The sequence below is a fragment of the Synechocystis sp. LEGE 06083 genome (assembly GCF_015207725.1).
GTDB classification, from domain to species: Bacteria; Cyanobacteriota; Cyanobacteriia; order Cyanobacteriales; family Microcystaceae; genus Synechocystis; species Synechocystis salina.
In genome coordinates this window covers 1-3,554 of the sequence record NZ_JADEWJ010000339.1, presented here as the reverse complement: position 1 = coordinate 3,554, position 3,554 = coordinate 1, and the positions used below count along the sequence as shown (strand labels likewise).

Below are 3,554 nucleotides of genomic sequence, written 5' to 3'. Positions count from 1 at the left end.
CACCAACGCCACCAACGCCCCACTGGGTTCCCCCCCCCGTTGGCGATCGCCCTTTTCCAACACTTGTCCACAGCTATGCTGCCAATTCTCCAGCGCTACCCGCGCCAATTCCCCCATGGGCACCCCAGGATTCCCCAAACCCTGGGCCACAAGGTCGGTAATTTCCCTAAACCCAGGCAAATTTAAAATTTCCGCCAGCCCAGCAAAAATTTCTGTTTGCGTCCCCAACGTTGCCCGCAATGTTTCCTGGTCTCTCCCCGCTAACGCAGTGCTAATCTCCGTCAATCCCTGGGCAACATCCACCTCAAACAACGACGCCACAATGTCCACCCCCAAATCCGCCGAGCTGGGCAAAAACTGTTCCCCCGCCGCCAGATGCTCCCCCAACTGTTCCTCAATGGCCGCAATCACCGGCAACCCCTGCTCCAAAACCTCACTATGGTCCAACTGCCCCGTTTCAATCTGGGTGGTGAGGGCTTGTTTCAGGTGGTCAAACCCTGCCAATAGCAGTCCCTCCATGGTTTCATCCACCACCACCGCATCGTTATACAACGCCTTGAAAATATCCTCCAGTCGGTGGGCTAACTCCTCAATGGCCGGCAGTTGCACACTGGCCGCTCCCCCCTTAATGGAATGGGCTGCCCGCATAATGCCATGGATCTGGGCTGGTGTTCTCTCCCCCCTCAACTCCAGCAAGCTCATTTCAATCACACTGAGCAATTCCGGTGCTTCTTCAATGAAAAACTGGTAGGCGTGGTCACGGATATCGGAGTTGAGCATGGAGGCAATGGGGGTGTTAGGAGTGGGGCAAAAGGGTGGCAGCTAGCTGTTGCCAATACTGCTGATTGGTTTCCAGTTGCTGGTTATGGCTATTCAGTTGCTGGTTGCTGGCCTTGATGCTGCTGGTCAATTCCCTCGCCTGGGACTGGATGGTCACAATTAAGGCTTCCATGGCCGCCGTTGCCTCCGCCGATTGGGCCGCCAAGCTCCGCACTTCGTCCGCAATGACCGAAAAGCCCCTACCTTCTTCCCCGGCCCGGGCCGCTTCAATAGATGCTTTCAGCGCCAACAGATGGGTCTGGGCCGCAAATTGTCGAATCAAGTTAATCGCATTGGCAATTTCCTGGGTGGAACTATCCAGATTTTCCAGTTGTTCCCCCGTGGTGGCCATGGTTGACCGCACACTACGCATGGTCTGCAGGCTCTCCGCTTGCCCCTGGCTAATCTGCCCGGACAGCACAGCCCGCTGGTCCTTTGATGGTTGGTTCTCGCTCGCAATGGTGGGCATATCAGGCATAGCAATTGTCAGGTATGGGTTTTATGGGTTCGTTATCCGTCGGTCAAATCATTGCACTTTGAATTGTTTGACCGCCTCTTGCAATGACTGGGCCACCGCCAACAGCTCTTTAAAAGTGGCAGATACGCCACTGGCTTCGCTGGAGTTTTTGTCCGCAATCTGGGCCACCAGGGCCATGGTTTGAGTCACCGATTCACTGGTTTGGGACTGTTCAATGGCCGCTGAGGTGATAGCTTCCACCAAGCCACTAATCTGGGCACTCACCGCCGTGATTTGGTTCAAGCTCCGCCTTGTTTCTTCCACCAGTTTGGTACCTGCCACTACCTGTTCTGTGCCCGCTTCCATGGCATTCACCACTTCATTCGTTTCCGCCTGAATTGTCGCCACCAGTTGGGAAATTTCCGCCGTTGCTTCTGCTGATTGCCTTGCCAGGGAACGCACTTCATCGGCTACCACAGCAAACCCCCGCCCCTCTTCACCGGCATGGGCTGCTTCGATGGCGGCATTGAGGGCTAGGAGGTTGGTTTGGTCGGCAAAGCTACCGATTAGGTTCACCACTTTGGAAATTTTTTGGGATGATTCCCCCAACCGTTTCACCTGCTTGGCGGTGGCGGCCACTGTCTCCCGAATTGCCATAATCCCATCCACAGTGCGGTTCATGGCATCTTCCCCCTGGTCTACGGTTTGGGTCGCCCGTTGTACCGCCGATTCTGCTTGGGCAGCATTTTCTGCCACTGCTTGGATGGATTTATTCATGGCCTGCAGTCGTTCCAGGGCTTCCGCCACATCTGAGGCCTGTCGGTTGGCTTGCTGGGCTAGTTGCCGCACTGCCACTTCGTTAGTGTCAGTAGTCTCGGTAAATTGACTGGCGGCGGTTTGAACTTGGGTCACAATGCGCCGCAGGCTTTCAATGGTTGCATTGTAGGAATCGGCGATCGTGCCAATTTCGTCCTCGGTGACATGGGCCCGGATGGTTAAGTCGCCCCGGCTGACGGGGTCCACTTCCATTAGCAATTCCAAGGCCCGCTTTTGCATTTTTTCGCGCATTTGCCGTTGTTCTACTTCGGCTATTTTTTGTTGGGCTAGTAGGTCGGAGCGTTCTAGGGCTAACCCCACCTGCACGGTCAATTGGCCAAATAAATCGATTTCATTTTGGTGCCAGTCCCTGGGCCCGGAGCATTGGTGGGCAATGAGTAGTCCGAGCAGGTTGCCTTTGTAATTGATGGGAGCGACTAAGTTAGCTTTGACTTCAAAGGGTTTGAGTTGGCCAATGTGGCAAGGAGTTAAGCCAGCGTTGTAAATATCCCTGGTGGCCTGGATGCGCCCCGAACGGTATTTTTCCACATAACTATCAGCAAAGCAGGGGTCGGCAATGGTGGCTCCTAGGGCTTTGGGATATCCTTCTGCTACGGATTCCACAATTACTGTGCCGGCCCAGGTGGCATCGAATCGATAGACAATCACCCGATCCGCTTTGAGTGCGAGGCGGATTGCTTGGGCGGCGATGTCAAAAACCTGCTCGCTGTTGATGGCGGCGGAAATTTTTAGGGTCAATTCTTTGAGGATTTGGGCTTGTTGGGCGCTCTCGTTACGTTCCTGGATCAGGTTGGCCCGGTCCAGAGTGGTCTGTAGTTCTTCAGTTAACTGTTGGAGAAATTGTCTTTCCCTCATTTCCCACTGGTGGGGACGTTGGCAATGGTGGGCCATGAGCAGTCCGAGGGGGTAGTTATCCCGGTAGAGGGGCACTGTCAAGCTCGCTTTGACTTGGTGTTGCTCTAACCATTGGCGGTGGCTGCTACTGATACTGGCGCTGTCAGTGTCGTTGATGGCGACAATCTGGGAAGGAATATCTTCCTGGGCCCAGGGATGGGGGTCTTTGTTGTCAATTAAGCCTTGGGTGGCCAAGTCCAAAGCCTGTACTACCATGGCTTCCGACTGATAGCGGGGATGGTAGTAAAACACTAACCGCTCACAACCAAACAGGGCCCTGGCTTGGTCGAGATTCTTCTGAATTACGCCTTGGATTTCGTCAATGTCGGAAAGATTGGCCCGGGAAAGTTCAGTCAATAGTTCTGATTGTTTGAGGGATAAATCCTGCTGATGGCGCAATTTTTGAACCTGGGCACTGAGGGCGTCAATGGTTTGGTCGGCGATCGCCAATTCATCACCGGCCATGGCCGGGGGTTGGTCTAGATTCCGGTGGGAATACTTTGCTTTCGATGCCAGGGCAGTTTGGGCTTTGGTATTTTCCCCCACC

Annotated in this window: 3 protein-coding genes; all 3 read right to left on the bottom strand. The window is 54.3% G+C overall.

From position 1 onward, the window contains the following. A partial coding sequence (locus tag IQ219_RS18085; RefSeq protein ID WP_194073525.1) for an Hpt domain-containing protein occupies positions 1-780 on the bottom strand: 780 nt, incomplete at its 3' end. A 16-nt stretch (positions 781-796) separates the two neighbouring features. Continuing rightward, entirely contained in the window at positions 797-1,297 is a 501-nt protein-coding gene (locus IQ219_RS18080) for a methyl-accepting chemotaxis protein (protein ID WP_228017328.1), read from the bottom strand. Positions 1,298-1,345: 48 nt separating this feature from the next. Next, the coding region (locus tag IQ219_RS18075; RefSeq protein WP_194073524.1) for a methyl-accepting chemotaxis protein at positions 1,346-3,554 on the bottom strand (2,209 nt) is incomplete at its 5' end.